The sequence below is a fragment of the Phaeodactylibacter xiamenensis genome (assembly GCF_965229835.1).
GTDB lineage: Bacteria > Bacteroidota > Bacteroidia > Chitinophagales > Saprospiraceae > Phaeodactylibacter > Phaeodactylibacter xiamenensis.
The window spans coordinates 3,351,154-3,375,313 of sequence record NZ_OZ245931.1 but is presented as its reverse complement, the minus strand read 5'-3'; the positions used below and the strand labels follow the sequence as shown (position 1 = coordinate 3,375,313).

Genomic DNA, 24,160 nt, shown 5'->3' with positions numbered 1-24,160 from the left:
GGGGATTAAACGGCGATACTGTCGATTTGGATTTGGGTGAAGTGCTGACGGTGGCCGTTCTTACGACGGTAGCCCTTGCGGCGCTTCTTTTTGAAGACGATAACTTTGTCTCCTTTCTGGTGGCCGAGTACCGTAGCGCTTACCTTGGCGTTCAGCGTCGGCGTGCCTACAGAGACTTTGCCGCCGTTGTCGACGAGCAGTACGTCCTCGAAGGATACGTTGTCTCCTTCACTGGCTTCTAGCTGGTGGACGAAAAGCTTCTGCCCTTCCTCAACTTTGAACTGTTGACCAGCTATTTTTACGATTGCGAACATGATTCTATCTGTTTGAAAAGATGAATATTGAAATTGAGGGGCAAAGATACAATACTCGCGCCAGATTACCAAGCCTTTCGGGCTTCCCTACTTTCCTTTGCCCTGCAGGAGCACCAGCAGGGTGTAGAACATGATTTTAAAGTCCAGTGCCAGAGACATATTCTCAATGTAAAGAATGTCAAACTTCAGCCGCTGTAGCATTTGGTCCAGGTTGGAAGCATAGCCATATTTTACCTGTCCCCAGGAGGTGATTCCAGGGCGTACCTTGAGCAGGTGTTTGTAGTGCGGGGCTTCTTTGGTGATCAGGTCAATGAAATACTGCCGTTCCGGCCGCGGGCCAACGAGCGACATGTCCCCTTTCAGCACATTCCAGAACTGCGGCAGCTCATCCAGCCGCCACTTGCGCATCACTGCTCCCCAGGGCGTGCATCGGTTGTCGGTATCGGAGCTTAGTTGTGGCCCATCCTTTTCTGCATCTGTAAACATAGACCGGAATTTGTAGATCATAAAGGGCTTGCCGTTCAGCCCGATGCGTTCCTGCTGAAAAATAATGGGGCCTTGTGAGGACAAGCGTACCCGGGTGGCGATGTACAGGTACAGGGGCGATAGGATCAACAACATCATCGCGGAGGCCGTCAGGTCAATGAGCCGCTTGACCAGGCGTTGCCACTTCGGCATCAGGTCCTGCCGGATTTCGATGAGTACTGCCCCGTAAATGTGGCTCATCTTTACGGTGCCCAGCATAATATCGTACATGTCCGGGATGATCTTGACCAGTACCTGCTCATCAAAATCAAACAGGATGTTAAGCAGCTCCCTGAGGCGATTGTGCTCTGAGGTCTCAATAGCGATGATGACCTCTTCTATATTCAGGTCTATGATACTTTGCTCCAGTACATCCATACCGCCAATCCGGGGCAGGTGAGCGGATAGTTCCTCCTCTTCTGTACCGTTCAGGCTGATGAAGCCGATAAACTTATTGCCCAGCCCTTTCTCCCGGCCACTGATTTCTTCGTAGAGTTCCACGGCTTTTTGGTTGCTGCCAATGATGAGCGTATTGTAGGTGATCAGGCCTTTCTTCAGGCGTTGGCTGGCGCGGGTCAGAATGTACATGCGCACCGTGGCCGTCAACAGGAAGTGCAGCAGGAATAGTGTGGTGAAGGAGGCCCGGTAGGTCGTGTAGTTGGTAACGAAGTCATCCAGAATGAGGGTGAAAAACAGGAAAGTGACCCCCAGAAAACTTAGGAAGAAGGTCCGGGCAAGCGTAGCCAGGCGGGAAAGGCGGTAAATATCCCGGTACTGATCAAAAATGGAGTAGAAAAGCAACCATCCGGTAGGAATAACCAGTACGCCGTACCAGAAATTCGTATCCGTACTGATCACCGACCAGTCCGGTTGAGGGGCTTCCAGCTGCTTGCGGTACACGAAAAAACAAGCCCAGGACAGCATGGCTGTAATGAAGTCTGCCACCTGATATTGCAAGGTGTGCAAACGGCGCTGTCGGTTCATGTTTTTTTGCATGTAGATAAGTTGCTTGGTTCAGGACTGAGCAGTTAGAAATGCAACAGCTTTATATTATCCATCAGGACTACTGCTTCATTCCGTACGAATTGCCCATTCTCAATAGGGATAAGAGCCTGAAAAACAATTTGGTATTCATCAAGCCCGGATTCCACAACGGCAGCGGAAAGGTTGAAGTAGATTTTTTTCCATTCCCCGGAAGCGTTGAAACCAGAAAGGAAAATAGCCTGCCCGTTGCCTATAGTCCCTGCATTGTCAAAGCCAATGATCCCGAAAGTAACCGGCACATCGGATTTATAGTCTACCTCCAGATATACGCTTGTGGTAAAAGGGCCGGTAAGGTCCGCGTAGCGCTCAAAGGTGGCTGCCTCTACAATGGCTGCGGAGGTGTCCAGCTCAATGCGAAGGGAGCGGCCTTCAAAGGCATCTTCATCTACAGATGACATTTGTGAAAGGCTGCCTCGTCGTATTTCGGAAAAAATCTGCGTCCCTTCATTAAAATCCTCAATAAAGGCAAATTTGGTGTTGTCGCTGTAGCGAAAGACCGGGCGGATGGTATCCGTGGTGTTAGGCCCCAGGTCAGCTTGTGTTTCAAAGTTGGCAAAGAAAGGGTAAATATCCGGGCTGTTGCCCAGCCCATTGTCCTTTACGCCGGCCTGCACCACTACTTCGGATACGCCCTCCTCCAGTACGGGCACCGTAGCCGGCAAAGAGTAGGCGCCTACAAAGCTACCGTTTACAGACACCCAGGCTTCGGAGATATTTGAGGAAGCTGAGCCCTCGTCAGCAGCTGTTTGTACACTCACGGAAGGAATGTGCAGGTAAGCTGGGACTGGTTCTTCCGGATTGATGATTTCACAGCTGGTTAGGAAAGCCGCAGCTAAAAACAGAGCGGGTAAGAGGGAAAAGTTTTGCTTTTTCATAGCTTGATAGTTTGTCGGCTCTTATAAGCAAGAGCCAGAATTTAGCGTCAAAGGTTGGGTGGCAGAGGGATTAAAATCCCAAAAACGTTGTCCGGCTTGCCAGATTACACCGCCTTCGTCATTTAACAGACGAAGTCAGGAGGGTGACTTGGCAGCTATCAGCCGCTTTTCGATCTGGTCCATGATCTGATGTGCCAAATCCAGGGCGCGGTAACCATCTTCAATACTGACTACCGGTCGTTCATCCCTTTCAATGCTATGGGCCAGGGACTCCAGCTCCATTTTGATGGCATTGACCGGGGCGGTTTCCGGCATGGAGAGATGGATGTAGCGCTTGCCGCTCTGCGTTTCCAGCTCCATGAGGTTATCCTGTGGCAACTGAGCAGGGTCGGCATCGGTATCGTAAAGGCGGACGACCTGTGCTTCCTTTTCCAGGAAATCGAGGCTGATGTAGGCGTCCTTTTGGAAAAAGCGCACCTTGCGCATCTGCTTCATGGATATTCGGCTGGCGGTAAGATTGGCGATGCAGCCATTCTCAAACTCTATGCGCGCATTGCAAATATCGGCGCTCTCGCTTACCACCGGCACGCCACTTGCACTGATGGATTTCACCGGCGATTTCACGAGGCTTTGAATGATGTCCAAATCGTGGATCATCAAATCCAGGATCACACTGACGTCCGTACCCCGAGGGTTGAAGACCGCCAGGCGGTGTGCCTCAATGAACATGGGGTTGAGTGGCTGATCGCCCAATGCCAGCAGTGCCGGGTTGAAGCGCTCCACATGGCCTACCTGCACCTTTACGCCCTTTTCTTTGGCCAGTTGCAGCAGGGTTTTGGCTTCGTCCATGGTGTTGGTCAGGGGCTTCTCTATAAACAGGTGTTTGCCCTGCCCGATGACCCGTTTGGCGAGCTCAAAGTGGGTGGTGGTTGGTGTCACGATATCGATCACATCCGCTGCAGCGATTAAAGCATCCAGGTCGGTCCAGCGCTGCACGCCATACTGTTCCTCTGCCTGCCGGGCGGCCGCATCATCGGGGTCATAGAAGCCAATCAGTTCGTAAGTCTCCTCCGCCAGCTGAATGCACTTGAGGTGGATTTTACCGAGGTGGCCGGTGCCCAAAACGCCAATCTTTAACATAGGTGGTCCTTTTTTTACGGCTGCAAAAGTAGGGGATTTTCGGCATATTCCCCATTTCACGGTTTACCGGGTGTGTATAACAAATTGCACAAAACACAAAGGCAACCCTCTGCATTTAAGCCCTATGGCTGCTGGGGTAGAGCTTCCCGCTCTGCTCCAGCTTATCCAGGAGAGGCAAACGGCAAATGCTGGCAAGCTATTCAAAAAGTGCAATTTGTTATGCACACGTTTACCGGTAGTACATCAGGATCGCCCCAAAGAGCGTGATCAGCGCAATCAGCACCGTAGCCATGCGCATGGAGTATTGTATATGGCTGGTGAAGGTCTCGATTTCCTCCCGCATATCCGGGTACTTGGGCATCACCTCAGCTTCCATTTTTTCTTTGTTGAACAAGTGCGCCGCGCCAAATTCCACCCGCGCCTTGATCAGCTTGCGGTAGCTCTTCAGCACCTTCACCCGGAAGTAGACATTGACAAACAGCATGGCCACAAACAGGCCGATAACGATAGATATGAGCAGGATGTACATGGTCTGTAGATTCGTTGGTGGACAAAAATACGTTTCTGCGGGGGCTTTGGTTTGAAAAAGAGAGAATTCTGTTGCTGCTTTGAATGGCTTTGGCAACAATTCCCCAAAAATCCTCATTTTAAGGGCAGACAATCATCAAAACCAACGCTAATGAGTCATAAGCCCGCTCTGCTAGTCTCCCTGCTGGCTTTTTTCGCCCAACTAAGCTTCGCACAGCAACCTTTAAGCTACTACCTGCCGGACATTGAATACGATGAGCGAATTCCGACTCCGGAGTCCTTTTTCGGGCATCAGATTGGGGAGTGGCACCTGAGCCACGATAAACTGGTGTACTACATGAAAGCATTGGCGGAAGCCTCTCCCCGCGTGACGTATACCGAGTATGCCCGCAGTTACGAAGGCCGGCCATTGCTTTACCTGACCATCACCTCCCCGGACAATCACAGCCGGCTGGACGAAATACAGGCGCAGCATGTGGCTCTTTCCAACCCGGAAACCAACCGCAAGCCCGCGAAAGAGCAGCCCGTGGTCCTCTATCAGGGCTTTAGCATACATGGCAACGAAGCGAGCGGGGGCAATGCAGCACCTCTGGTTGCCTATTACCTGGCGGCGGGGCAGAGTCCGGAAGTCCTGCAAACCCTGGAAGAGGCGGTTGTTTTGCTTGATCCCTGCTTCAACCCGGATGGCTTCCACCGCTTTTCCACCTGGGTAAATATGCATAAGAACCTGCACCTCACTCCCAACCCTCAGGATCGGGAGTACGACGAAAGCTGGCCCGGCGGCCGCACCAATCACTACTGGTTTGACCTCAACCGCGACTGGCTGCTGGTACAGCATCCGGAAAGCCGGGGCCGCATTGAGGTTTTCCATCAATGGAAGCCCAATGTGCTGACGGACCACCACGAAATGGGCTCCAATGCGACCTTCTTCTTTATGCCGGGTATTCCGTCCCGGACCAACCCCATCACTCCGCCCCTGAATCAGGAGCTGACCGGGCGCATCGGCAATTTTCATGCGGAAGCCCTGGACGACATCGGCTCATTCTACTACACCAAGGAGAGCTACGACGATTTTTACTACGGGAAGGGCTCCACCTACCCGGATGCGAATGGCGGTATTGGCATCCTGTTCGAGCAGGCGAGCTCGCGCGGGCATGTGCAGGAGACGGAGAATGGCCTGCTGACTTTCCCCTTTACCATCCGCAATCAGGTACGCACGGCGATTTCTACCCAAAAGGCGGGGGTGGCGCTGCGTCAGGACCTGCTGCAGTATCAGTATGATTTTTACCGGGAGGGGCTGGAAGATGCGCGGGGCGCCAAAGTCAAAGGCTACGTATTTGGAGCACCGGAAGACCCGGTACGGACTTCGGCTTTTCTCGATCTTTTGCTGAAGCATAAAGTGCAGGTCTATCAGCTGGAGCGGGAGGTGGAAGCTGATGGGGTGGTGTATGCGCCGGGTCAGAGCTATGTGGTGCCTGCAGAACAGGCGCAGTACCGGCTGGTGAGAGGCATGTTTGAGACCATGACCTCCTTTACCGACAGTATTTTTTACGATGTGTCCAGTTGGACGCTGCCCTTGGCTTTTGGCATGGACTACGCGGAGCTGGGCGATGGGCAGTTTAGCAATCGCTTGCTTGGTCAGCTCGTAGAGGCGGTACCGGAAGCTGCTTTTGCTGCTCCGGAGCAAAGTGCCTACGCTTATCTGCTGGAATGGGAAAGCTACTGCGCTCCGAAAGCGTTGTACCAGATTCAGGCAGCTGGCCTGCGCACCAAAGTCGCTACCGAACCCTTTGTGTTAAATGGAAAGGCCTATCAGCGGGGCACAATTTTGGTACCCGTTCAAAATCAGGAAAAGTCTGCCACTGAAATCCATGAGCAAGTCAAAAAGGCAGCGGAGGGCTGTGCGGCGATTACGGCTGTTAATACGGGGTTGACCCCAACGGGCATAGACCTCGGCAGCCGGAGTTTTGAACGGCTGGAGGCGCTGAAGGCCGCCCTGATCGTAGGGGAGGGCGTTTATGCCTATGAAGCGGGCGCGGCCTGGCACCTGCTCGATCAGCGCTACGGCATCCCGCTCACGATGCTGGAAACCAATGAACTTGGACGGGCAGACCTGACCGATTTTAATACGATTATCATGGTCAATGGCAGTTACGGCAGCATTAGCCAAAGCGGCAATAACAACTTGCGCGAATGGGTAAGCGATGGCGGCAACCTGATTGCTGTTAAATCCGCCATTGACTGGGCTGACCGGCAGGGGCTGGCGAAGGTGAGCCCCATTGGAGATGCCCGGGAGGCTTCCGGGCAACGGCCCTACGAAAAGCTTGGTGCGGACCGGGGCTCTGATCGCATTGGTGGTGCCATTATGGAGATCGAAGCTGATCTGAGCCATCCACTGTTTTTTGGGTATTCCCGCTCCTCTATTCCTGTTTTCCAGCGGGGCACTACAGCCTATCGCCCCACCAGCAACCGGTACGCCACGCCTGCCGTTTATGCGGAGCCACCCCTGATTAGTGGATATGCCCGGCCGGAGCATGAGCGCAAGCTGGCGGGAGCTGCTGCCGCTATAGTCAGCGGTGCAGGGCAGGGACGGGTCATCTGCCTGCCTTTTGACCCCAATTTCCGGGCTTTTTGGTACGGCACCAACCGTATTTTCGCCAACGCGCTTTTCTTTAGCGATGCAATTAGTGGCAGCGCAGTGGAGCGGGCGAGTGGAAAGCCGAACGGCCGGTAGCCTAAACTATCAAACCTGATTAATAGCAACAACCATGAAGGCCATATAAGCCCAATCCTATTTCCCGCCTTCGCTGCCACCGGATGTTGATCCGAAAGGGGTGGAAGGGGATATGCCGGAGGTAGCGCCTGAAGGAGCGGATATGGCCTCCTGACGTTATTGAGCTATCTTAACTCTTAACGGAGCCGTTGCAAGATCTCCTCTGACGGGGGCTGTAATTTTTCCGTCTTACCTGCATAATCAAGGAGGTAAAGCACATGGCGCATTGCCGCAATTCTGGCGCGCTCCCGCTCATTGCCTTTGACAACGAACCAGGGGTTGGCCTCAGTGGAAGTCTGTTCGAACATACGCGCTTTGTATGCCGTAAAAGCATCCCATTTTTCCTGGGCAAGGAGGTCGACCGGGCTGACTTTCCATTGCTTAAGGGGGCTCGACAGGCGGTCTTCGATACGGCTGCGCTGCACCTCGGCATCTATGGAAAACCAAAACTTGACCAGAGTAATGCCATCATCGGTGAGCATGCGCTCCACGGTATTGACCTGCTGCATAAACAGCTCGTACTGCGGCTGCGTACAGAAGCCCATGACCGGCTCCACCACCGCCCGGTTGTACCAGCTGCGGTCAAAGAAGACCATTTCCCCGGCATTGGGCAACTGCCGGATATAACGCTGAAAATACCACTGCCCGCGCTCTTCCTCCGAAGGCTTGCCCAGGGCTACGATGCGGTAGTGGCGTGGGTTAAGAAATTGAGAAAAACGGGCAATCGCACTGCCCTTACCGGCGGTATCCCGGCCTTCAAAAAAAATCGCCAGCCGTTGCCCCTGCTCATGAATGTGCTTTTGCAATTTTAGCAGTTCCACCTGCAGGAAATACAACTCGTGTACATAGTCCGGATTGACCCCATAGTGGCGCAGAACGTCCTCGTCAAACTGCTTGTCCTCTCCTTTTTTCAGGCTCATTACTTCTTTAGTTTTACCTCGTAGAGGTCTTTGCGCCGGTCTTTGAGCGTATTCACACTACCGTATTCGTGCAGCTCTTTGAGCAGTTCCAGGTTGACATCCGCAATCACCGTCATCTCGGTATTGGGAGTAGCCTCAGAACGGATGGCATTGGTAGGGAATGCAAAGTCGGAAGGGGTAAAGATGGCAGACTGAGCGTAGTTGATGTCCATATTATTAACGCGGGGCAGATTGCCCACTGCCCCCGCCATGATGACATAGCACTCATTTTCGATCGCCCGCGCCTGCGCACAGAGCCGGACCCGGTTGTAGCCATTCTGTGTATCGGTGAGGAATGGCACGAAGAGCAGCTGCATGCCCTGATCTGCGTAGATGCGGGCCAGCTCCGGAAATTCCACATCGTAGCAGATGAGAATGCCCACCTTGCCGCAGTCGGTATCAAAGACTTTCAGCTCACTGCCTCCCTTCATGCCCCAGGCGTCCCGCTCAGAAGGTGTGATGTGCACTTTCTGGTATTTTTCCCATGTACCATCGCGCCGGCACAGGTAAGACACATTATAGAGATGCCCATCCTCTTCTACTTTAGGCATACTGCCTGTAATGATGTTGACGTTGTAGCTGACGGCAAACTCCGTGAATTTCTCGCGCAGGGCATTGGTATACCCGGCCAGTTCCCGTATGGCACGAGCCTCCCCCAGGTGGTTGTAATCTGCCATAAGGGGCGCTTCGAAAAACTCCGGAAAAAGGATGAAATCGGACTGATAGTCGCTCACGGCGTCTACAAAGTACTCCACCTGCCGGATGAGGGCATCAAAGTTGGGAAACAAGCGCATCTGCCACTGTACGATACCAATACGCACATCCGATTTAGGGACATTGATGAGCTTTTCCTCTTCCTGATAGTAGATGTTGTTCCATTCCAGCAGGGTGGCATACTCTTTCGAGGCTTTGTCCTCCGGCAGGTAATTTTGAATGATTTTACGGACGTGGAAATCATTGGACAGCTGAAAGGTCAGGGTGGGATCGTAGATTTCCCGCATCTTCACCTGATTGATGTACTCCCGTGGCGTCAGCTCATCGGCATATTCCCTGTATTTGGGGATACGCCCTCCGGCAATGATAGAACGCAGGTTGAGCGATTCGCAGAGTTCCTTGCGGGCATCGTACAGCCGCCGCCCCAGGCGCATACCCCGAAACTCAGGGTGTACGAAAAGCTCAATGCCGTAGAGTACATCTCCGTTTTCATCATGTGTATTGAAGGTCTCGTTACCGGTAATCTGATCGTAGGTGTGTTTATCGCCATACTTGTCATAGTTGACGATGATAGAAAGCGCACAGGCCGCCACTTTATCGTCAACGACTACGCAAAGCTGCCCTTCCGGAAAAACCTTGAGCAGTTTTTGTATGGCCTTTTTATTCCAGTGCGTCACCCCACCGCCCGAATAGGCTTGGATCATGGCCTCTTTAAGGCCGATGTAATCATCCAGGGTGAGGTTGCGGAGTTCTATTTTCTTTGTTGCGACTTCCATGTTTCGATTGTTGTACTTCGAATAAACGAGCGGGCAGTGGCCCTTGTTGAGTCTGGTATTAAATTCAGCCCAGTCAGGACCGCAGGATGTAGCCCATGCCGTAGAGTGTTTCGATGAGGCCCTCCGCGCCCAACGCCTTTAGTTTCCGGCGGAGGTTCTTCAGGTGAGCGTACAGAAAATCATACCCATCTATGTCTTCTGCCTCTTCGCCCCAAAGGTAGTCAATCAATTGGTCTTTGCTCACTACGCGATTGCGGTTGCGGGCCAGGAAAAACAGGATGTTAAACTCTTTTTTGGTGAGCTCCAGACGTTGCCCGCCAATCCATACAGTGGCTTCGTCAGGCCGGACAACCAGGCTGTCCAGCCGGAGCTCCCGCTGATACAGCCCGGTGCGGCGGCGTACGATGGCTTTCAGGCGGGCGTGGGCTTCTGCTAAATCATATGGCAGAGAGAGTACGTCATCGTAGCCCGATTCCAGGGCCTCAATCCGATAAGCGGGTAGGGTAGCGGGGGTGAGCAACAGCAGCCCACCCTGCATCTCCTGCTGCCGGAGCAACTGCCCCAGGCGTATGGCGCTGCCTTTTTCGAGCGGCTCTGTTACCACTACAGCATCGAATTCCACCTGTAGCACTTTCTGTACAGCAGCCTTCGGCTGAGCAACCGTTTGGCCCTCCAATCCCTGTCTTTTCAGGTATCGCTGCAGGGCTATTCGGGAGGAGGATTCAGCTCCGATAAGTAAAACCTTCATATTTTTTTATTCAGGGCGGTAAAATTCAGTTTTTATTCAGAATCTGCGCGCTTTTTTGCCTGAAAAAATGAGCAGGAAAGGTAAATCCACAGACAAAGCACGCCCTAAAAAGCGGAGCACTGGGCAGGAGGATGCCCCCCGGCCCAAAAAGGCCGGCAGGGCCAGCAAACCACCAAAATACAACCATCCGCAGTACTGGCTAAGTGAGGAAGCCAATCTGCAATAGCAAATATTATGACCAAAACGATCGCGCTTCTTCAGGAAGCTACATACGAACAGGCTTCTATTGAGATTGCAGAGCGGGGTTATAGCATCATTGATGGCTTTCTCAGCCCTGCAGAAGTGGATCTGATCCTGCAAACCATCCATGCAGAGGAAGCAGAAGGTGCATTCAATCCCGCTGGTGTTGGGCAGGGGGCTGACTTTCAGCGCAACCGGACCATTCGCAGGGATGAAATCCGATGGATAGACCACAATGATCCTCCCGTATCCTGTTTGCCTTACTTTGAACGCCTGCAAAATATGATCCGATACCTCAATCGTACCTGCTACCTGGGGATTCGGGACATGGAGATGCACTTTGCTGTTTACCAGCCGGGTGGTTTTTACAAACGCCACCTCGATGTTTTCCACCGCACGCAGTCGCGTAAGTTGTCCGCTATTTGCTACCTCAATCCGGAATGGACGGCAGCCGATGGTGGCGCCCTGAAACTATACCTGCCTAACGAAGATGGCACAGAAGAGACGCTTACCGTACTGCCGGAAGCCGGACGCCTGATGCTGTTTGAAAGCCATGCCATTGAGCACGAAGTTGAAGTTGCCCACCGCGAACGGTGCAGCATAACCGGTTGGCTCAAGGACGAAACCCAATTATTCTAAACAATGATCCATCCGCATACTCAACTGCAATACATCGACGACCACAAAGGCTATGGTGTATTTGCTACCCGGTTTTTGCCCAAAGGCACCATTACCTACGTCAAAGACAGCCTGGAAATGGAGATCAGCCCGAACACCTACCGGAATCATAATCCCGAAATGCAAGCCGCTATTGAGAAGTATTCCTACATTGACGAACGCGGGTACCGTATTGTCAGCTGGGACTTCGCCAAGTATGTCAATCATTGCTGCAACTGCAACACCATGAGCACCGGCTATGGCTTTGAAATTGCCATTCGTGACATTCAGCCCGGTGAGGAAATCACCGATGAGTACGGCCTCTTCAACCTGACACAGCCTATGGACCTGCAGTGTGCGCATGATTGCTGCCGCAGACAGCTCCGCCCCGAAGATTTTGAGCAATACTATAAGGATTGGGACCTGAAGCTGCGCGATGCCCTGCCCCAAATCTGGAAGGTCGACCAACCGCTCGCAGCCCTGCTCGACGATGGTACTAAAATCGGTGTCGATGCCTTCCTGAATAATCCGGAGGCTTATCGCTCGGTCTACCAACTCAAGGCGCAATCCCTGGAAACTTACACGCCTGGAGACAACGGCATACAATTGCATCTGACCTGACCCATTTGTTTTCTTTGATTTTCGTATTTTGGACTTCCTATCCGCCCCGTAAACAAAGAACAGTTGCGGGGCGTATTTTTTAGGGTTTAGGGCTTACCTTTGTTGCCCCCATGTTCGCTCAGCTAAAAAAAAGTATATGGAATCCACCTACTCTGCACTACCCGATGACGCCCCCGTCATCCGGGAACTCGATTTAGAAGCTGTACCCCAAGGCACTTTACAGCGTTTTTGGCTCCACCTCGTGACCGATGGCATGGGTATGCCCGTATTCATCCCGGTTATAGTGGCAAGAGGTGTGGAAGAGGGCCCGGTAGTGGGGTTGACCGCTGCGGTGCACGGCAATGAGCTCAATGGGATACCGGTGATTCAGCGCCTTTTTCGGGAGATTGATGCCCGGGAAATTAAAGGCACTATAGTAGGTGTGCCTGTGGTGAACCTGCCGAGCTTATTGCGCAAGAAACGGCGCTTCATCGATGGCACTGACCTCAACCATATTATGCCGGGCCGGGAAGACGGCAACGTCAGCCAGGTATATGCTTACCGCATCGTTAACTGGATAGTTGCCAAATTTGACTACCTCATTGACCTGCATACAGCGAGTTTTGGCCGGGTCAATTCCTATTACATCCGGGCAGATATGAGTAGTGAAATTACCCGCCGTATGGCGTTGTTGCAAAACGCTCAGATTATCGTCCATAACCCGCCTTCCGATGGTACGCTCCGTGGGGCTGCCGATGAGTTAGGCATACATGCTATCACACTGGAAGTCGGCAATCCCAATACTTTTCAGAAAGGGCATATTCGCTCCGGGCTTACCGGTATCCATAATGTGCTGGCCCACCTGGGCATGACAGGGGATACGGTGGAAGAGCCGGAAGAGCCTGCAATTCTGTGTAAGGATTCCAGCTGGCTGTATACGGATACGGGGGGGATTCTCACGGTGCAGCCGGGCCTGACGGAGCGCGTTAAAGCCGGGCAGGAAGTCGCCACCCTGCGCAATATCTTCGGGGACTTTATCAAGCGTTACACCGCGCCGCACGATGGGGTGGTCATAGGAAAAAGCGTGAGCCCGATCAATCAGACCGGGGGGCGCATCCTCCACCTGGGCATTCCGATGTAGTACGGCCTGTACTTTTGTCCGCATTCAGTCAATTTGATGGCGCAGGCGTCCCGAAATTTACTTAAATTTGATAGTCTTGCTATCATAATCACAGAAAGAAAATTCATTAGCATGCTTAAAACAATTTTGCCGCTGCTGTTGCTCGGCCTAAATGCGGCTTTCCTGCACGCTCAGGTCATTTACAGCGAACCGGCATTCCCAACTCCCGAAGATGAAGTCACGGTCTTTTTCAACGCCTCGGAAGGCAACGGTGGGCTACAGAACTGTGGGTGCGATGTGTACCTGCACACAGGTGTGATTACCAATCTTAGCTCAAGCCCTGCCGACTGGCGCTATGTGCCGACCACCTGGGGACAGGCCAACGATGACTGGAAGATGACACCGGTGCCCGGGGAGGACAATCTCTACAGCTACACCTTTTCGCCTTCGGTCAACGCCTATTACGGCGTACCCGGCAGTGAGACGGTAGAGCAAATGGCTTTCGTGTTCCGCGATGCTGCCGGTAACCAAACCGGAAGAGCAACGGGCGGTGGCGATATCTTTCTTGAGCTATTCGAAGCTGGGGTTGGTTTTACAGCCGTACTGCAAAGCCCTGCCAGCAATGCCATCATCGCACAAACCGGAGAAACCATACCGGTGCGGGTAGCCATTTCGGAAGAAGCTACTATAACAGTTACCGATAACGGTGAAGAACTGATCTCTGAGGCCACAGCGCTTCTGGAGTATGACCTGATTGCCGGTGAAGCGGGTACCCACCTGGTCGAAATCACGGTAGACAATGGCGAAGAGAGTATCGTGCTGGACTTCGCCTACGCCGTTCCTCTGGATGTTGCCCCTCAGGCTGTGCCTACTGACCTGGAGCCTGGTATCACTTTCGAATCCGGTACCCTCCGCCTGAATCTCTTCGCTCCCAACAAAGAGCACGTCTTCGTCCTCGGCAGCTTCAACGATTACCGCCCGCTGACGGAATACCAAATGACGCCCTCCGCTTCCGGTAACTGGTGGATAGAAATTGATGGACTGGACCCCGAAGGGCCACACACTTTCCAATACCTGGTCGATGGCAGCATCCGGGTGGCAGATCCTTACAGTACGCTGGTGCTGGACCCCGGCAACGACCCCTTTATTGAAGAGGAGGTGTATCCGAACCTGCCCGATTATCCGGATAATGCGCAGGGGATCGTGTCACTGGTAGACCCGCAGGTGGCGGAGTACGACTGGCAGGTGGACAATTTCGAGCGCCCGCCCAAAGAGCGGCTCGTGGTGTATGAGCTGCTGGTACGCGACTTCCTCGAAAGCCACAGCTATACCGATCTGATCGACACCCTTGACTACCTCAAGCGCCTTGGCATCAATGCCATTGAGCTGATGCCGGTGAATGAGTTTGAGGGTAATATCAGCTGGGGCTACAACCCGTCCTTCCACATGGCGCTGGACAAGTACTACGGACCGATTTATGAGTTCAAGCGCTTTGTGGATGTCTGTCACCAACGCGGGTTGGCGGTCATTATCGACGTGGTGTACAACCATGCCTTTAGCCAAAGCCCCCTTGCACAGCTGTATTGGGATGGGAATAACTTCCGCCCAACACCTGACAACCCCTGGCTGAATGAATTTGCCAAGCACCCTTTCAACGTGGGCTACGACTTCAACCACGAAAGCCCGCACACCAGGGAATATGTTAAACGCACTATGCGATACTGGCTGGAGGAAATGCGGGTGGATGGCTTCCGCTTCGACCTTTCCAAAGGATTTACGCAAGTAGAAACCACCGATGTGGGCGCCTGGAGTGCCTATGACCCGTCCCGCTTGGTCATCATCAAAGATTACGCAGATGAAATGTGGGATGCCTCACCGGGCTCCTACGCCATTATGGAGCACCTGGGCGACTGGGCCGAAGAAGTGGAAATGGCTAACTATGGCGAAGGCATGCTGATGTGGAATAACATGCAACCGCAGTACAAAAATGCGGTGCTCGGCTTTGGCTCCAATCTTTCCGGCGCTTCCTACACTCACCGTGGCTGGGATGTACCGGGTATCGTGTCCTACATGGAAAGCCATGATGAGGAGCGGCTGGTGTACGAGGCCCTGGAGTTTGGCAGTTCACAGGGCGACTACAACGTGAGAGAGCTGGAAACGGCGCTGGACCGGGTAGCGGCCGGCGCTACGATGTTCTACACCATACCCGGGCCTAAAATGCTCTGGCAGTTTGGGGAGCTGGGCTATGATTTTTCCATCAACTACTGCGAAGATGGCAGCATCAATCAGGATTGCCGGACCGGCCCCAAGCCTATCCGCTGGGACTTTCTGGAGGAAGAAGGGCGGCGCGACCTTTACGAAACGATGAGCGACCTCATCCTGGTGACGCAGGCCTATGACGTATTTCATACCGATGATATTGAGTTTGACCTGGCGCCTTCCACAAAGGTGATCAAACTGCGGCACGAAAGCATGGATGCCGTGGCTGTCGCCAACTTTGGGGTGACCAATCAGAGTGCTTCTCAGGTATTCACGCAGACGGGCACCTGGTACGAATACTTCACCGGAGAAACCTTTCAGGTGATTACCCCCAATCAGTTGCTGCCGCTGGAGCCAGGAGAATACCGTTTGTATACCACAGAACCGCTGGAAACGCCTACTTCTACTCAGAATGAACGGGCAATTAATGGCTTTGAGCTCCGCGTTGCGCCCAATCCTACCGCCGGCGAGCTTCTCGTGAGCTATGACTTACCAAAGGCAGCGGAAGTACAGCTGGAAGTTGTCAACCTGCAGGGGCAGACCGTACATCAGGAAAACCTGGGGCAGCGCAGCTTTGGCTGGCATGGGGAAGCCCTTGATCTTAAGTTGCCGGCTGGAAGCTATGTGCTGCGTATCATGGCTGGGCAACGGGTAGAGACTACGTTTGTGGTGGTGCAGTAAGGCATCAGTCTATGAAATTATGTGGCGCCGCTTTTGGGAGTGTTTTGCTTCCCGGGAGCGGCGCTTCCTTTTGCACTGTAGTGTGTTTGCCCGCTTTCGTCGGTAAAAAAACAGCGTTGATAGATTAAATCTCTTTAAATCACTGATATTTCCAATCTTTAAGCTGCAATAATTTTAGGCAGGTCAATCCTGCTTTCATTGCCCATCATCTGTTACGTAAATAAAACTGCCCGCAGTGCCTTTCGCTGCGGTATTCATGCCGGTACCATCGGCAAAACACTAAAATGCAGTCCAATATGACGCTATTAACAGGTAATGGGATGCTCAACCGGCAACCGCTCGTCCGTATGTCAGAGCAATTGCAGCAAACGCCACTTAACTTCGACGATCTTATCATTCACTCCCGGCTTAGGGATTTTGACAAATCCGTCAGTGATTCCGGCCTGTCAATCAAGCTGGGGCATATTGGCACGGAGCGTTACTTCTTCAGGAACCGTCAGGTCAGCCTGCAGCGTGGAGAATACCTACTGGTGAACCGCCATCAAACCTTCGATTGTTTTATCCGTAATCCCACGCCGGTGGAGGGCTTTTGCTTTTACCTGAGCCCACGCCTGATTCAGGAAGCTGCCTCAGGCTTGTCGCGCAATACGGAAGATTTGCTGGACCACCCGGCACCGAAGTCCAACAAAGCACCTCGTTTTCTGGAAAAGATTTACCGGACGGATGAGAATGAGCTCGGCCGCTATCTCGAACAACTGCGCCCGGCCCTTGCTGCCCATCAGCAACTCGATTTCAATCAGGTATTTTTTGATGTGGCAACAGCACTCCTGCGCACCCACTGGCGTACCGAACAGGAGATGAGGGGCATTGACTGTGCCCGGCGGTCTACACGGGAAGAACTGTACCGCCGTTTGTGCACCGCCCGGCAGTATATTTATGATAATTACTGTAACGATTTGCAGCTGGAAGAGCTGGCTAAAGCGGCATTGCTATCCAAATATCACTTGCTGCGGACTTACAAGCAGGCATTCGGTATCACGCCTTATCAGCAGGTGCTGGAACTGCGCCTGGAGAAAGCAACTGACCTGGTACAACAAGGTGAAAAACTGAGTAGTGTCGCCCGGGAGCTCGGCTTTTCTGACCGTCGTTCCTTCACCAAGGCTTTTAAGAAGAAGTTTGGGGTCGCGCCTTCTCATTTCCGGGTAGAGCATAAGGGCGCTGTTGCAGCCGTTTAGTTGGTGTAATCCTAGCGTGGGAACTTCATCTTATAGTCCACCTTGATTTTGCCTTTTTTGATGCTGTCCAGCTTTCGGCGGATGAGGCGGCGCTTGATCGGCTTGAGGTGCTCCGTGAACAGGATGCCATCAATGTGGTCGTATTCATGCTGAATGACCCGGGCATTAAATCCGGTGAACACTTCCTCGTGCTCCTCGAAGTTCTCATCCATATAGCGCAGGCGAATCTGTGCAGGGCGCTCCACTTCGCCCCGTACATCCGGAATGCTCAGGCAACCTTCCTCATAGGGCCAGGGATTGCCCCCTTCTTCTACTTTATGGGCATTGATGAAGACTTTTTTAATACCTTCCTCCTCGCTGTCTTTACGCTCGACCTGTGCGGTGTCGACCATGAAAATGCGGATAGAACGGCCAATTTGGGGAGCAGCAAGCCCCACGCCCTCGGCAAAGTACATGGTCTCCCACATATTCTCGATCAGTTCTGCAAGGCCGGGATAGTCCGGCTGTATGTCTTCTGCTTCCTTTTTAAGGACAGGTTGTCCGTAGGCGTAAATGGGCAGTATCATGATTGAATTAGTACCGGTTTTGTTCTAGATAATCCCGCAGGATGAGGACGGCGCTTACTTTGTCTACAAGGCCTTTGTCCTGTCGCTTTTTCCGGCGGGCACCACTTTGACGAATTACAGATTTGGCCTCTTCGGAGGTGAAGCGTTCATCCTGCATAACAACTTCCACTTCGGGAAAAAGTTTGCGCAGCTTCCGGGCCAACCCCACCACCATATGATGGATTTGGGCCGGATTGCCATCCGGATAAAGGGGCTCGCCAACGACGATGGTTTCGACCTCTTCTCTGTTCAGGTAATCCTGCAGATAGGCTTCCAGCCCGGAGGTAGGCACCGTGTCCAACCCGGTCGGGATGATCTGCAGCGGGTCGGTAACTGCCAGCCCGGTGCGCTTAGTGCCATAGTCGATGCTCAGAATCCTTGCCAAACGTAGTGATTTAGGGCGCAAAGGTAAGACAGTTACCGCTAAAAAAGGGCAAACGCATTATTTTTCCTTTTCAAGGGCTTCCATATCCCGGACCAGCAGCCGTTTGCGGTCGAAAGTGAGGATGTCTTTATTGCGCAGCTCGTTGAGGACGGTGGTCACGGTTTGCCGGGAAGTGGCGGTGAGGTTGGCTATTTCCTGATGGGTGAGGAACTTCCGGACCAGCATTTCGTAGCCCACGCGCTGTCCTTTTTTGTGAACCAGGCTGACCAGGTAGTCAATAATGCGGGTACGGGAATCTTTGAAAACGAGTGATTGCAGACGGTTCTCCATTTCCAGCATTCGGGAGCCCATGGTGCGCATCAGGAAGAGGGACAGGGCACTGTGCTCCCGCATCATATCCTGTAGGTCTCCTACCGTCATGATGCAGGTACGGGTCTGCTCCATAGCGTAAGCAAAGTCATGCCGCCTGTTTTCGCCGATCATCGACAGCTCCCCAAATACCTCACCGGGGCCGATAATGGCTTTGGTGACCTCCTTGCCCTGATCGCTGTAGGTGCCGATTTTTACCCGGCCTTCGGTGATGAAGAACATGCGGTCGGCGTATTCATCAGGCAAATAAATATAGCTGCCTTTGTCAAATACTTTGTGCTCGTGGGTATCCAGGTCGCCCCGCTTAATCTTACGCGGGCAGAGGATGCCGCTCAGGTCAATATTTTCCAGGTACCAAAGGGACTGCTCGCTAGTCATAGCCTTTCAGGTTTAGTTTGCGGAGGTGTATAGCTTTGAAAATAAGCTAACCAATGGTTAACGCCGGTTGCGTGCTCCCATTTCAAAGATCATCCGGGGAAAGTGTCCGGCACAGAACATTTACGACAAATAGATGCTGCCCCCCATTGAGTGTGGAATCTCAAATAACCCTATTCATCGGGGCGCAAATCAAACCGTTTTTGCATTTCCTGAAGCAGGGGGTTGGTTTCCCGCATCTCCAGGTATTTCTCTTTGCTGGTCATCAGGCGTTTGGGCTTGGGTGGGGGCTCCGGGGCGCTACTTTTATCGACTTCCACCCGCATCATGATGCCCGGCGCTTTGAGGGTGGCCCGCAGGTGCTCTACCAAGCCGTCTTCCTGCCGTATGGTATTTTCTGCCAGATTGGAGGAGACTGTCACCTGTATTTCCTGTTCACCCAGGAGTGCGAGCTCGGCATTGCGCATGATCACTTTCACCGATTCCTGCTCGCATTGGTCAATGTATTGGCCCCAGGCTTCCTGTGCCCGCTCCAGGGTGATGGGCTCTGCTGTTTCTTCCTTAGTTGTTTGCGCCTCTTCTTCCTTAATTTCAGCCAACATCGCGTCCAGCTTCTTCATCTTGGGCAGGACGTGCTTGGTCTTTTTTACAGGCGTGGGGGCGGCGGGTTTTGTTGCTGAATCCGGTGGTGGGGCTGCAGGCGCTTCTTCCGCAGTTGGGGCGGGCGTCTCCGCTGTAGGGGCCGCTACGGGCTTAGGCGCAGGCTCCGGGACCTGTGGTGGTGGGGCTGAGGTGCTTACGTCAGCCGTTTTTTTTTCCGGGGCAGGCGCAGACAACTGAGCTTCAGACAGCTGAAAGGCCCGGTTGATGTAAGTCATTTTGAGCAGCGCCATTTCAACGTGCAGGCGCTTGTTGCGGGCCAGACGATAGCCCAGGTCACAGTCGTTGGCAATATTCAGGGCGGTGAGGAGCAGTTGGGCGGGCAACAGCCGGGCTTGCTGCTCGTACCGGTCTTTTAGCCCACCGCTGACTTCCAGCAAATCGAGGGTTTGGGCGTCTTTGCACACCAGTACATTACGCAGGTGCTCTGCCAGCCCGTTGATGAAGAGATCAGGGTCAAAACCCTTGCGCAGGATTTCATCAAAAATCAGCAGCATCTGATTGCGGTCCTCCTGCAGCATGGCGTCCACGACCCGGAAATAGTAGTCGTAGTCCAGCACGTTGAGGTTCTCAATGACATCCTCGTAGGTAATGCGGTTGCCACTGAAGGAGACGATGCGGTCAAAAATGGACAGAGCATCCCTTAGTGCGCCGTCTGCCTTTTGTCCGATGATATGCAGGGCATCCGGGTCGGCCTGAATGTCTTCGGTATCGCAAATGCTCTGCAGGTGATCGACCATATCCTGCACCTGTATCCGCCGGAAGTCGAAAATCTGGCACCGGGACAGGATGGTCGGGATAATCTTGTGCTTTTCGGTGGTCGCCAGGATGAAGATGGCGTAGGAAGGCGGTTCCTCCAGGGTCTTCAGAAAGGCATTGAAGGCCTGTTGGGAAAGCATGTGGACCTCATCAATGATGAAAATCTTATACCGGCCCTGCTGCGGCTGAAAGCGCACCTGCTCTATGAGTGCGCGGATGTGCTCCACGCTGTTGTTAGAGGCGGCATCCAGCTCAGTGATGTTGAAGGAGGCATTCTCACTGAAGGACTTGCAAGAGTCGCAAACCCCGCATGGCTCGTGGTCCTCGGTTACATTCTGACAGTTCAGCACCTTGGCCAGGATACGGGCACAGGTGGTTTTGCCGACCCCCCGGGGGCCACAAAAAAGGAATGCATGCGCCAGGTGGTCGTTCTGCAGCGCATTTTTTAGCGTAAGCGAAACGTGCTGTTGGCCCACCACTTCATCGAAGCGGGTAGGGCGGTACTTTCTGGCGGAAACAATAAAATTGCTCATGCATGGCTATTTTCGAGGTATGCAAAGATACAAAATTTCGGGCGTTTACCGGCCAGGTTTGTAGCGGCTGGCATCGAGTAGGGCCTGTGCGTCCTCCAGCGCAATGAGGTCCTGCATCGTCGCCTCCGGGTGTCGTTGCATGTAGGTCCGGACGATCTGCCAGCCCACCCAGTTGGCGGTGCGGCCGGGCGCTTCTTCCGGCATGCCCGGAGAGTGAGGGCTGTAATCCACGAGTTTTCGGATTTTGCGGCTGTCCGTTTCGTACATCAGGTCCTCTTTGATGAAGAAAGCCCACATTTCCAGCTCATTATCGTTTAGCCACTCCACCTGCTCGCCGGTCACTTCCAGTTTGACGCTGTCCGGAGCGTAAGGCAGGAGTTTGTCCAGGATGTAGAGCTTTTTGCCGTTGTTGACCATCAGGTCGATAAGGCGTTGCTGCCGGGGCGGAGGCACGAGCCCGTTGATGAGGGTCTGAATGGCTTTGGAAGTCAGGTGCTGCCGGTTGAAGGTACGGGTGAGGTAAGCGGAAAATGCCGGATCGCGGGGGTTCAGCTTTTGGTAGGGGTAGTCCTCTCCGAGAAAATAATCCAGAGAAACTCCCAGGTCGTTTTCACCGTACACGAAAGCCGCTACCGCGTATTCCGAAATCAGGGTAGAGACAGTGGGCACCGGCTCATCGGGGAAATAATACTGGAAAAACCGGAACGCCTGCTCCAGTTCCTCCTCTATATCTGACAGGTCCGGATAGTGCACCTGTACGGAATCGTAAAGGTTGCGTACCGGCTCGTGCTGCAGGAACCCTTTGACATAGGGAGCGGGCCCATCGGGTGCCATGCGCGGGTCGTTGGCCCGGAGGATGCGGCTAAAGTAAAGGTCGCCCAGTTCCGGATAGTCTTCCATCAGCCCTTCCAGAGCTGCCTGCATGTTATTCGTATCCAGCTGAAAGAGCGCCTGATCGAAGCGCCGGATATCCACCTCCGCTTCGATGCCTGAAACATCGGGTATAAATTCCTGTTCCCCTGTTTGGCAGCCCCAAATCAGGGTGGTTGCTATCAAAAAAGTGAACAAATGCATTCGTTTTGCGCTCATAAAAGTTGAGTTTATAATCTGAAACCGCGAAGCTAATGGTATTGCATTAAACATTAACGTTGTGTTTTTTATATTTTACCGCCACGTTTGACGATGTACGTTTATTTTTGCATCAAGAGCACAGACGCTTCCTGATCATACACCTGCTTACAAAAACTGAAGAAGATGAAAAAAATTGTTGTTTTTGCTGCTTTCCTGATTGGACTTTCCACCTTAGCGGAAGCTCAGCAGGCGGTCCGCTTTGGCTTTCAGGTCAGCCCCGCTTTCAACTGGATGTCTACCGATAAAAACTCCATCAGCACCAATGGTACCAACCTGGGCCTTAAAATGGGGCTGATGGGCGAGTTTTACTTTCAGGAAAACTATGCACTGGCCACAGGCTTAGGGTTTTCTTTCAATTCAGGGGGTACGCTGCTGCACTCCAATACCGGTATCTACTGGGCCAACTCTGAAGTCCCTGCCGATTGTGCCTTCTTCATGGAAGAGCAGCAGGCGCCCAATTTGAAATACTCTATACAGTACGTGGAAATCCCGATCGGGCTGAAAATGCGCACCCGGGAATTCGGCTACATCCGCTACTTTATGGAGCCTAATGTTGGCATCGGTTTCCGCACGCAGGCCAAAGGCGATATTCGCAATGCTGATGATGCTGAAGAATGCAATGACATCAATATCCGGCCAGACGTGCGCCTGCTGAACCTTTTCTGGGGGCTGAATGGCGGCATTGAGTACAGCGTTTCAGAAAGCACTTCTTTGGTGGCAGGCATCGGCCTGCAGTTCGGCTTCACGGATGTGACCAAAGATGATGACACCGTTTACCTGGACAACAGCGTTTCCAATCAGGATGCTGAGGATAGCAAAGGCGTAGCGCGGGGCGTTGTGCTGCGGCTGGGGGTGTTGTTTTAGAGAGGGTTGCACGCAAAGGCCGCAAAGGAAGGGTTTCGCAAAGGCCGCAAAGGAAGAGTTTCGCAAAGGCTGCAGCGCAAGAGGCGCACTTAGAACGCTTAGCGCACTTTGCGTCACCCTCTGTGTACGCTGCGTGAAACTTTCATAGTGGATTTCACGCAAAGGCAGCACAAAGGAAGGGTTTCGCAAAGGCCGCAGCGCAAGAGGCGTATCTGGAATGCTTTGCGCACTTTGCGCTCCCCTTAGCGTACGCTGCGTGAAACCTCACCCCCATCAGCGTGAACCTTTCATCGAACCAGCACTGGATAATTTGCCTGAAAAGCTTTACCTTTGCGGCCCAAAAGCTGCCTGGCGCACTGCCGGGTAGTCTTAAATTCCGGGCACAAAACAAACAGGGTATGAGCACAAACATGGCAGAACTTCAAGACTACCTCGAATTTTTCGTTATACAGGCATTGAAAGAAGATGTGGGCGACGGTGACCATACTTCCCTGGCTTGTATTCCCTCAGATGCGCGGTCAAAGGCCCGCCTGTACGTTAAAGATCCGGGCGTGATCGCCGGGATGGACGTTGCCGCCTACATTTTCCGGCATGTGGACCCCAGCTCAACCTTTACCCTAAAGGTGAAAGACGGTCAGCCCGTCAGTTACGGCGATGTGGCTTTTGAGGTAGAATGTAATGCGCAGGCGTTACTGCGTGCCGAGCGCCTCGTGCTCAATACCATGCAACGCATGACCGGTATCGCTACCCTGAGCAACCGCTTCAAATTTGAGGTGGAAGACCTGAATGTGACCATCCTCGATACGCGTAAGACCACGCCGCTGATCCGCCCATTGGAAAAACTGGCGGTGAAGTTGGGCGGCTGTGACAACTACCGCTTCGGCCTTTTCGACTGGATTATGATCAAGGACAACCACATTGATGCCTGTGGCAGTATTACGGCAGCCATCGAGCGGGTGGCGGCTTATCAAAAGGAAAAAGGTACGGACCTTGGCGTTACAGTGGAGGTCCGCAATCTGGTAGAGCTGCACGAGGTCCTTCAGGTTGGGCAGGTCACCCGTATCCTGCTGGACAACTTTGAACTGCCGCTGATGGAAGAAGCCGTGCACACGGTCAACAAGCGCTTTGAAACAGAGGCTTCCGGCGGCGTCAACATTCACAACGTCCGCGAAGTGGCGCTAACGGGTGTGGACTACGTCTCTGTAGGTGCGCTGACGCACTCGGCTCAGAGTTTGGACTTGAGCTTGAAGGTGGTGGTGGCGTAGGGGAATCGAATTTCCGCGCTGAAGAG

21 protein-coding genes are annotated in these 24,160 nt (G+C 53.1%); 8 read left to right on the top strand and 13 right to left on the bottom strand.

Going from position 1 to position 24,160, the window contains the following annotated elements; genetic code table 11:
- Nucleotides 1-5 precede the first annotated feature (5 nt).
- From rplU to ACO08I_RS12450, 5 genes are all read right to left on the bottom strand, one after another.
- Nucleotides 6-314, bottom strand: a complete 309-nt coding sequence (gene rplU / locus ACO08I_RS12470) for a 50S ribosomal protein L21 (protein WP_044220670.1) — start codon at nucleotides 312-314, stop codon at nucleotides 6-8.
- An 87-nt stretch (nucleotides 315-401) separates the two neighbouring features.
- Complete coding sequence (locus ACO08I_RS12465; RefSeq protein ID WP_421949472.1) at nucleotides 402-1,823, bottom strand: sugar transferase; 1,422 nt, start codon at nucleotides 1,821-1,823, stop codon at nucleotides 402-404.
- Between the two features lie 44 nt (nucleotides 1,824-1,867).
- Nucleotides 1,868-2,758 (bottom strand): hypothetical protein, encoded by an 891-nt coding sequence (locus ACO08I_RS12460; protein ID WP_282778807.1) that lies wholly within the window; start codon nucleotides 2,756-2,758, stop codon nucleotides 1,868-1,870.
- A 135-nt stretch (nucleotides 2,759-2,893) separates the two neighbouring features.
- A complete protein-coding gene (locus ACO08I_RS12455; protein WP_282778805.1) occupies nucleotides 2,894-3,898 on the bottom strand; it encodes a Gfo/Idh/MocA family protein in 1,005 nt (334 codons plus the stop codon).
- 229 nt (nucleotides 3,899-4,127) lie between these two features.
- On the bottom strand, nucleotides 4,128-4,427 hold the full coding sequence (locus ACO08I_RS12450) for a hypothetical protein (RefSeq protein WP_039730538.1): 300 nt from the start codon (nucleotides 4,425-4,427) through the stop codon (nucleotides 4,128-4,130).
- Nucleotides 4,428-4,577: 150 nt separating this feature from the next.
- On the opposite strand from ACO08I_RS12450, the gene ACO08I_RS12445 reads away from it, so the two are divergent.
- Nucleotides 4,578-7,160 (top strand): M14 family zinc carboxypeptidase, encoded by a 2,583-nt coding sequence (locus tag ACO08I_RS12445; RefSeq protein WP_421949471.1) that lies wholly within the window; start codon nucleotides 4,578-4,580, stop codon nucleotides 7,158-7,160.
- 176 nt (nucleotides 7,161-7,336) lie between these two features.
- Here the strand turns inward: ACO08I_RS12445 and ppk2 are convergent, their stop codons facing one another.
- The 3 genes from ppk2 to ACO08I_RS12430 form a co-directional block, all read right to left on the bottom strand.
- Entirely contained in the window at nucleotides 7,337-8,119 is a 783-nt protein-coding gene (ppk2, locus tag ACO08I_RS12440) for a polyphosphate kinase 2 (protein ID WP_421949470.1), read from the bottom strand.
- Entirely contained in the window at nucleotides 8,119-9,648 is a 1,530-nt protein-coding gene (locus ACO08I_RS12435) for a carbon-nitrogen hydrolase family protein (protein WP_044220688.1), read from the bottom strand. Before ACO08I_RS12435 ends, ppk2 begins: the two co-directional genes overlap by 1 nt.
- Before the next feature lie 73 nt (nucleotides 9,649-9,721).
- On the bottom strand, nucleotides 9,722-10,396 hold the full coding sequence (locus ACO08I_RS12430) for a winged helix-turn-helix transcriptional regulator (RefSeq protein WP_282778792.1): 675 nt from the start codon (nucleotides 10,394-10,396) through the stop codon (nucleotides 9,722-9,724).
- Nucleotides 10,397-10,630: 234 nt separating this feature from the next.
- Here ACO08I_RS12430 and ACO08I_RS12425 point away from each other — a divergent pair, with 234 nt between their 5' ends.
- The 5 genes from ACO08I_RS12425 (at nucleotide 10,631) to ACO08I_RS12405 (ending at nucleotide 17,188) form a co-directional block, all read left to right on the top strand.
- Nucleotides 10,631-11,275 (top strand): 2OG-Fe(II) oxygenase, encoded by a 645-nt coding sequence (locus ACO08I_RS12425; RefSeq protein WP_282778787.1) that lies wholly within the window; start codon nucleotides 10,631-10,633, stop codon nucleotides 11,273-11,275.
- 3 nt (nucleotides 11,276-11,278) lie between these two features.
- Complete coding sequence (locus ACO08I_RS12420; RefSeq protein WP_044220697.1) at nucleotides 11,279-11,914, top strand: SET domain-containing protein; 636 nt, start codon at nucleotides 11,279-11,281, stop codon at nucleotides 11,912-11,914.
- A gap of 136 nt (nucleotides 11,915-12,050) precedes the next feature.
- Nucleotides 12,051-13,034, top strand: a complete 984-nt coding sequence (locus ACO08I_RS12415; RefSeq protein ID WP_282778782.1) for a succinylglutamate desuccinylase/aspartoacylase family protein — start codon at nucleotides 12,051-12,053, stop codon at nucleotides 13,032-13,034.
- Nucleotides 13,035-13,145: 111 nt separating this feature from the next.
- Entirely contained in the window at nucleotides 13,146-15,953 is a 2,808-nt protein-coding gene (locus ACO08I_RS12410) for an alpha-amylase family glycosyl hydrolase (protein ID WP_421949469.1), read from the top strand.
- Between the two features lie 296 nt (nucleotides 15,954-16,249).
- Complete coding sequence (locus tag ACO08I_RS12405) at nucleotides 16,250-17,188, top strand: helix-turn-helix transcriptional regulator (RefSeq protein ID WP_421949468.1); 939 nt, start codon at nucleotides 16,250-16,252, stop codon at nucleotides 17,186-17,188.
- An 11-nt stretch (nucleotides 17,189-17,199) separates the two neighbouring features.
- On the opposite strand, the gene def is transcribed toward ACO08I_RS12405, so the two are convergent.
- The 5 genes from def to ACO08I_RS12380 all read right to left on the bottom strand — a co-directional run bounded on the left by def (nucleotide 17,200) and on the right by ACO08I_RS12380 (nucleotide 21,963).
- Complete coding sequence (gene def / locus ACO08I_RS12400; RefSeq protein ID WP_282778776.1) at nucleotides 17,200-17,754, bottom strand: peptide deformylase; 555 nt, start codon at nucleotides 17,752-17,754, stop codon at nucleotides 17,200-17,202.
- A 7-nt stretch (nucleotides 17,755-17,761) separates the two neighbouring features.
- Nucleotides 17,762-18,178, bottom strand: a complete 417-nt coding sequence (ruvX, locus tag ACO08I_RS12395) for a Holliday junction resolvase RuvX (protein ID WP_282778773.1) — start codon at nucleotides 18,176-18,178, stop codon at nucleotides 17,762-17,764.
- 57 nt (nucleotides 18,179-18,235) lie between these two features.
- Nucleotides 18,236-18,925 carry a Crp/Fnr family transcriptional regulator gene (locus ACO08I_RS12390; protein ID WP_282778771.1) on the bottom strand — a complete coding sequence of 230 codons (690 nt, stop codon included), beginning with the start codon at nucleotides 18,923-18,925 and terminating at the stop codon, nucleotides 18,236-18,238.
- 170 nt (nucleotides 18,926-19,095) lie between these two features.
- Nucleotides 19,096-20,874: a DNA polymerase III subunit gamma/tau gene (locus ACO08I_RS12385; RefSeq protein WP_282778770.1), complete on the bottom strand. Its 1,779-nt coding sequence runs from the start codon at nucleotides 20,872-20,874 to the stop codon at nucleotides 19,096-19,098.
- Nucleotides 20,875-20,919: 45 nt separating this feature from the next.
- Nucleotides 20,920-21,963, bottom strand: coding sequence for a hypothetical protein (locus ACO08I_RS12380; RefSeq protein WP_421949467.1), 1,044 nt, complete (start codon nucleotides 21,961-21,963; stop codon nucleotides 20,920-20,922).
- 165 nt (nucleotides 21,964-22,128) lie between these two features.
- Between ACO08I_RS12380 and ACO08I_RS12375 the strand changes: the two genes are divergently transcribed.
- Nucleotides 22,129-22,869 carry a porin family protein gene (locus tag ACO08I_RS12375; protein WP_421949466.1) on the top strand — a complete coding sequence of 247 codons (741 nt, stop codon included), beginning with the start codon at nucleotides 22,129-22,131 and terminating at the stop codon, nucleotides 22,867-22,869.
- Nucleotides 22,870-23,267: 398 nt separating this feature from the next.
- Complete coding sequence (gene nadC / locus ACO08I_RS12370) at nucleotides 23,268-24,134, top strand: carboxylating nicotinate-nucleotide diphosphorylase (protein WP_421949465.1); 867 nt, start codon at nucleotides 23,268-23,270, stop codon at nucleotides 24,132-24,134.
- Nucleotides 24,135-24,160 lie beyond the last annotated feature (26 nt).

Bases quoted from the DNA above. Each gene is read 5' to 3' on its own strand.
- rplU (WP_044220670.1), bottom strand. From the start codon at position 314: ATGTTCGCAATCGTAAAAATAGCTGGTCAACAGTTCAAAGTTGAGGAA.
- ACO08I_RS12465 (WP_421949472.1), bottom strand. From the start codon at position 1,823: ATGAACCGACAGCGCCGTTTGCACACCTTGCAATATCAGGTGGCAGAC.
- ACO08I_RS12460 (WP_282778807.1), bottom strand. From the start codon at position 2,758: ATGAAAAAGCAAAACTTTTCCCTCTTACCCGCTCTGTTTTTAGCTGCG.
- ACO08I_RS12455 (WP_282778805.1), bottom strand. From the start codon at position 3,898: ATGTTAAAGATTGGCGTTTTGGGCACCGGCCACCTCGGTAAAATCCAC.
- ACO08I_RS12450 (WP_039730538.1), bottom strand. From the start codon at position 4,427: ATGTACATCCTGCTCATATCTATCGTTATCGGCCTGTTTGTGGCCATG.
- ACO08I_RS12445 (WP_421949471.1), top strand. From the start codon at position 4,578: ATGAGTCATAAGCCCGCTCTGCTAGTCTCCCTGCTGGCTTTTTTCGCC.
- ppk2 (WP_421949470.1), bottom strand. From the start codon at position 8,119: ATGAGCCTGAAAAAAGGAGAGGACAAGCAGTTTGACGAGGACGTTCTG.
- ACO08I_RS12435 (WP_044220688.1), bottom strand. From the start codon at position 9,648: ATGGAAGTCGCAACAAAGAAAATAGAACTCCGCAACCTCACCCTGGAT.
- ACO08I_RS12430 (WP_282778792.1), bottom strand. From the start codon at position 10,396: ATGAAGGTTTTACTTATCGGAGCTGAATCCTCCTCCCGAATAGCCCTG.
- ACO08I_RS12425 (WP_282778787.1), top strand. From the start codon at position 10,631: ATGACCAAAACGATCGCGCTTCTTCAGGAAGCTACATACGAACAGGCT.
- ACO08I_RS12420 (WP_044220697.1), top strand. From the start codon at position 11,279: ATGATCCATCCGCATACTCAACTGCAATACATCGACGACCACAAAGGC.
- ACO08I_RS12415 (WP_282778782.1), top strand. From the start codon at position 12,051: ATGGAATCCACCTACTCTGCACTACCCGATGACGCCCCCGTCATCCGG.
- ACO08I_RS12410 (WP_421949469.1), top strand. From the start codon at position 13,146: ATGCTTAAAACAATTTTGCCGCTGCTGTTGCTCGGCCTAAATGCGGCT.
- ACO08I_RS12405 (WP_421949468.1), top strand. From the start codon at position 16,250: ATGACGCTATTAACAGGTAATGGGATGCTCAACCGGCAACCGCTCGTC.
- def (WP_282778776.1), bottom strand. From the start codon at position 17,754: ATGATACTGCCCATTTACGCCTACGGACAACCTGTCCTTAAAAAGGAA.
- ACO08I_RS12390 (WP_282778771.1), bottom strand. From the start codon at position 18,925: ATGACTAGCGAGCAGTCCCTTTGGTACCTGGAAAATATTGACCTGAGC.
- ACO08I_RS12385 (WP_282778770.1), bottom strand. From the start codon at position 20,874: ATGAGCAATTTTATTGTTTCCGCCAGAAAGTACCGCCCTACCCGCTTC.
- ACO08I_RS12380 (WP_421949467.1), bottom strand. From the start codon at position 21,963: ATGAGCGCAAAACGAATGCATTTGTTCACTTTTTTGATAGCAACCACC.
- ACO08I_RS12375 (WP_421949466.1), top strand. From the start codon at position 22,129: ATGAAAAAAATTGTTGTTTTTGCTGCTTTCCTGATTGGACTTTCCACC.
- nadC (WP_421949465.1), top strand. From the start codon at position 23,268: ATGAGCACAAACATGGCAGAACTTCAAGACTACCTCGAATTTTTCGTT.